The 4,025-nt window shown below is 45.0% G+C and carries 5 protein-coding genes and 1 pseudogene; all 6 read left to right on the top strand.

Going from position 1 to position 4,025, the window contains the following annotated elements; all coding sequences use genetic code 11:
- Positions 1-267 (top strand): annotated as a pseudogene (locus AB4496_RS22845) (diaminopimelate decarboxylase); the annotation flags it as partial.
- An 11-nt stretch (positions 268-278) separates the two neighbouring features.
- Positions 279-1,109 carry a diaminopimelate epimerase gene (gene dapF / locus AB4496_RS22840; RefSeq protein WP_102258046.1) on the top strand — a complete coding sequence of 277 codons (831 nt, stop codon included), beginning with the start codon at positions 279-281 and terminating at the stop codon, positions 1,107-1,109.
- Between the two features lie 43 nt (positions 1,110-1,152).
- Positions 1,153-1,851 (top strand): DUF484 family protein, encoded by a 699-nt coding sequence (locus tag AB4496_RS22835; protein ID WP_009848211.1) that lies wholly within the window; start codon positions 1,153-1,155, stop codon positions 1,849-1,851.
- The gene (xerC, locus tag AB4496_RS22830) at positions 1,820-2,752 is read left to right on the top strand and encodes a tyrosine recombinase XerC (protein WP_009848212.1); all 933 of its coding nucleotides are present in this window, start codon (positions 1,820-1,822) and stop codon (positions 2,750-2,752) included. The genes AB4496_RS22835 and xerC overlap by 32 nt, the downstream gene beginning before the upstream one ends.
- Before the next feature lie 15 nt (positions 2,753-2,767).
- Positions 2,768-3,484: a 5-amino-6-(5-phospho-D-ribitylamino)uracil phosphatase YigB gene (yigB, locus tag AB4496_RS22825; protein WP_009848213.1), complete on the top strand. Its 717-nt coding sequence runs from the start codon at positions 2,768-2,770 to the stop codon at positions 3,482-3,484.
- A gap of 165 nt (positions 3,485-3,649) precedes the next feature.
- Positions 3,650-4,025: FIST N-terminal domain-containing protein (locus AB4496_RS22820; protein WP_372132070.1), on the top strand; the 376-nt coding region annotated here is incomplete at its 3' end.

Raw genomic sequence — 4,025 nt, 5'->3', positions numbered from 1 at the left:
CGTCAGGGTGAAGCTGTGACTTACGATTTAGTTGGCCCTATATGTGAAACGGGTGACTTCCTAGGTAAAGATCGTGACCTTGTTCTTGAAGAGGGCGATTTATTGGCTGTTCGTTCAGCAGGTGCTTATGGCTTCGCTATGTCATCTAACTACAACACTCGTTCGCGTGCGGCAGAAGTGATGGTTGATGGCGATAAAACTCATTTGGTTCGTCAGCGTGAAGAGCTTACGAGTCTGTGGGAACTTGAAAACATTCTTCCGGAGTAATTTTAAGCGTTATGCACTTCCACTTTTCTAAAATGCATGGTTTGGGCAATGATTTCATGGTCGTGGACTGCATTACTCAAAATATGTTCTTTTCTCCAGATTTGATCCGTCGTTTGGCGGATCGTCACACTGGTGTGGGTTTTGACCAGCTACTTGTAGTTGAAGCTCCCTATGATCCTGAAACTGACTTCCATTATCGCATATTTAATGCAGATGGCAGTGAAGTTGAGCAGTGTGGCAATGGTGCACGTTGTTTTGCTCGATTCGTTCGCATGAAAGGCTTAACGAATAAGTACAGCATCAACGTGAGCACCAAGAAAGGGAAAATGGTTCTTAAGATTGAAGACAATGATTTAATCACTGTCAACATGGGTATTCCTGAGTTCGAACCGGGCAAGATTCCATTTAAGGCGAAGCAGCCAGAAAAGACGTATATCCTAAGAACGGATGTACACACCTTGTTCTGTGGTGCTGTTAGCATGGGTAACCCACATGTGGTTACCGTAGTTGATGACGTCGATACAGCAGATGTGGATACCTTAGGTCCGCTGCTTGAATCTCACGAACGTTTTCCTGAGCGTGTTAATGCTGGCTTTATGCAAGTGGTTAACCGTGAAGAGGTTCGCTTGCGCGTCTACGAACGTGGTGCGGGTGAAACTCAGGCGTGTGGCAGTGGCGCATGTGGTGCAGTTGCTGTTGGTATAACACAAGGCTTACTGGCTGAGAATGTGAAGGTTCGTCTACCTGGTGGTGACTTACACATTAGCTGGCAAGGCCCTGGGAAACCTCTGTTGATGACTGGCCCAGCAACGCATGTGTTTGATGGTCAGCTTTCTTGCTAATAACGATATAACAAATAGATTTATAAAAAATAAAGGATAGGTTTTGTCTTACGTTGAAGGCGACACTCTGACTGCAGAGGTGGTTGCGGAATATTTACGTGATAACCCAGATTTCTTTCAAAACAGGAAAGATTTGGTTGATCGCCTTGCTATTAATAATGTTGAGCAGGGCGCTGTTTCTCTGGTTGAGATTCAGCTTAAACGTCAGCGTCATAGAATCGAAGAGCTGGAAGAAGAGATCACTGGCCTGATGTCACTAGCGGCGAATAACGATAAAACTTTCTATGAATTCATGGATCTGCAAACTCAAGTGTTGAAATGCAGTGACTTCATTCAGGTTATCAAGGCTGTTGAACAAAAAGCGTTGGAACTAGGGCTTAAGGCTCATGTACGAGTTCTCTCACAATTAGGTTTTTATCAGCTGAATGAAGAGCGTTACTCGAAATTTTCACTTAACCATTTCAATGGCAAAGATGCTTATCTAGGGCGATTGAGAAAGGCAGACAGACACGATTTGTTTGGTGATTATCCAGTTCCAGAGCTAGGCTCTTATGTAGTGCTCCCCCTTGCTAAGCGAACTCCACTGGGTGTACTCGCTTTTTCTAGTGAAGATGGCGGACACTTCCAGCCTCATATGGACACGCTCTTTTTACGCCATTTAGCACTTGTTGTCGCTCATTTGGCGGACACCTTACCTTGGCAGATAAATAATGAGCCTAGAGCCCAAAATACCTCTTCCTAATAGCCTTCAAAAGCCGCTTTCTCGCTTCTATGAATATCTTAGAAGTGAGAAGGGACTCAGCTTACACACCCAACGTAACTACAAACAACAACTTGAAACCATGGCCGCTCATTTAGTCACTCTTGGACTAAAGGATTGGTCTCAAGTCGATGCGGCGTGGGTAAGACAACTTGCAAGTAAAGGCATGCGCGAAGGAATGAAAGCGAGCAGTATTGCGACTCGCTTATCGTCACTGCGCAGCTTCTTTGATTTCCTTGTCTTGCGTGGCGAAATGACCGCCAATCCAGCCAAAGGGGTTTCAGCACCTCGTAAACAACGTCCTTTGCCTAAAAACCTCGATGTTGATGAAGTCGGTCAGTTGCTTGATGTGAATGAGGACGACCCACTGTCAATTCGCGACCGAGCGATGATGGAAGTGATGTATGGTGCTGGATTACGTTTGGCTGAGCTGGTCGGTATCAATCTTAAAGATGTATTGGGTCGACAAGGCGAAATCCGAGTGATTGGTAAAGGCGACAAAGAACGCAAAGCGCCTTTTTCTGGTTTAGCGAAAGAGTGGGTTGAGAAATGGCTCAAAGTTCGTGGTGAACTAGCTTCGCCGGGTGAGCCAGCACTGTTTGTCTCGAAGTTAGGGACTCGTATCTCTCATCGCAGCGTGCAAAAGCGCATGGAAGAGTGGGGCAAGAAGCAATCTGTCGCGAGTCACATCAGCCCGCATAAACTGCGCCACTCCTTTGCAACGCATGTACTGGAGTCGAGCCAAAACCTTCGTGCGGTTCAAGAGTTGCTCGGGCATGAAAACATCTCGACAACCCAAGTGTACACTCACTTAGATTTCCAACATTTAGCACAAGCTTATGACCAAGCTCATCCAAGAGCTCGTAAGAAGAATAAAGATTAGATTAAAGGTTTAACTATGCGAATTTATCGAGGGTTAAAGCCCATCAAAGCCATGACCTTTGATTTGGATGATACCTTGTACGACAACTGGCCTGTGATCATGAAGGTTGAGAAAGAGATGGCGCAGTGGCTTTATCAAAAGCATCCTGTGTCTGCTTCTCTTTCGTTAGAAGAGTGGCAAGGTATCAAACAGCAAGTCGCCTCTGAAAACCCAGCGTTAAAGCATGATGTCACCGTGTGGCGAGAAACACAGATTAAGCGTGGTTTGTTACAACTGGGGTATTCTCAGCAGCAAGCAGAACAAGCGGCTCGTGAAGGCATAGAACACGCCTTGTGGCTGCGAAATCAGGTGGATGTGCCACAAGAAACGCATCGAGTGATGGCTGAGCTGAGCCAACGTATTCCTTTAGTTGCGATTACTAATGGCAATGTCGACCCACATAAAATTGGCTTGGGGCAGTACTTCCAATTAATCCTTAAAGCCGGTCCTGACGGCAGAGCAAAACCCTACCCAGATATGTTTGATAGAGCTCAGCAATACCTAAATTGTGACGCTGAGAATATTCTCCATGTTGGTGACCATCTTAGAACCGATGTCTGTGGAGCGAAGACAAATGGTTTCCAAGCATGCTGGTTTAATGATACTGGTTCCAATTTATATGATTCCCCTAAGGCAACAGTGCTGCCTGATGTTGAAATAGAGCAACTTAGTGATCTTATGCGATTAACTTAATGGCCGTAGTAAGCTTAATGTGTCGCATTTATGATATTGAATTGTTACATTAGTCACAATTAAATGCCTGTTTAGGCTAGGATAATTGGCGACTACTTTTGATCGGAATTTTTGATTCATAGTAGTACGGGTTCTCATTTCACTCGATTTCGAACAAGGGTTGGCATGCAAACATTTACATTTCTCGCAAATACTGAGGAGTTATTTAAGTCTCAATTTGATCAGCGAGAGTGGTGTGACAGCAAACAGTACCTTATTCAAATTTTCTCTGCTCAGTCCTCTGATATCGCTCGTCGAATTGCCAATGCAGCCCTCAATCGCATAGGGCATGCGACGTTAATCGGTCAGAGCGCCCGTTATGTTATCTGTGATAACAGCCTGAAGCATGAATGTACCTTAGTCGTCGTCAGTGAATTTAACGATACCCATTTAACGTCTACAGTTCAGACGTTTACCGGAAACCCAAATCAAGACAGCCAAGATCTCGCTTCTCAATTAAACCTTACAGAAGAAACCAAAACGGTTATCAGCTTGTGCGATC

It is taken from the genome of Vibrio sp. 10N.222.46.A1 (assembly GCF_041473595.1).
Taxonomy (GTDB): Bacteria; Pseudomonadota; Gammaproteobacteria; order Enterobacterales; family Vibrionaceae; genus Vibrio; species Vibrio tasmaniensis_A.
The sequence above is the reverse complement of the archived record's forward strand: the minus strand, read 5'-3'. Positions and strand labels throughout refer to the sequence as shown.

What these genes read in the sequence shown, in the direction of transcription:
- yigB (WP_009848213.1), top strand. Translation starts at nt 2,768, where the DNA reads ATGCGAATTTATCGAGGGTTAAAGCCCATCAAAGCCATGACCTTTGAT.
- dapF (WP_102258046.1), top strand. Translation starts at nt 279, where the DNA reads ATGCACTTCCACTTTTCTAAAATGCATGGTTTGGGCAATGATTTCATG.
- xerC (WP_009848212.1), top strand. Translation starts at nt 1,820, where the DNA reads ATGAGCCTAGAGCCCAAAATACCTCTTCCTAATAGCCTTCAAAAGCCG.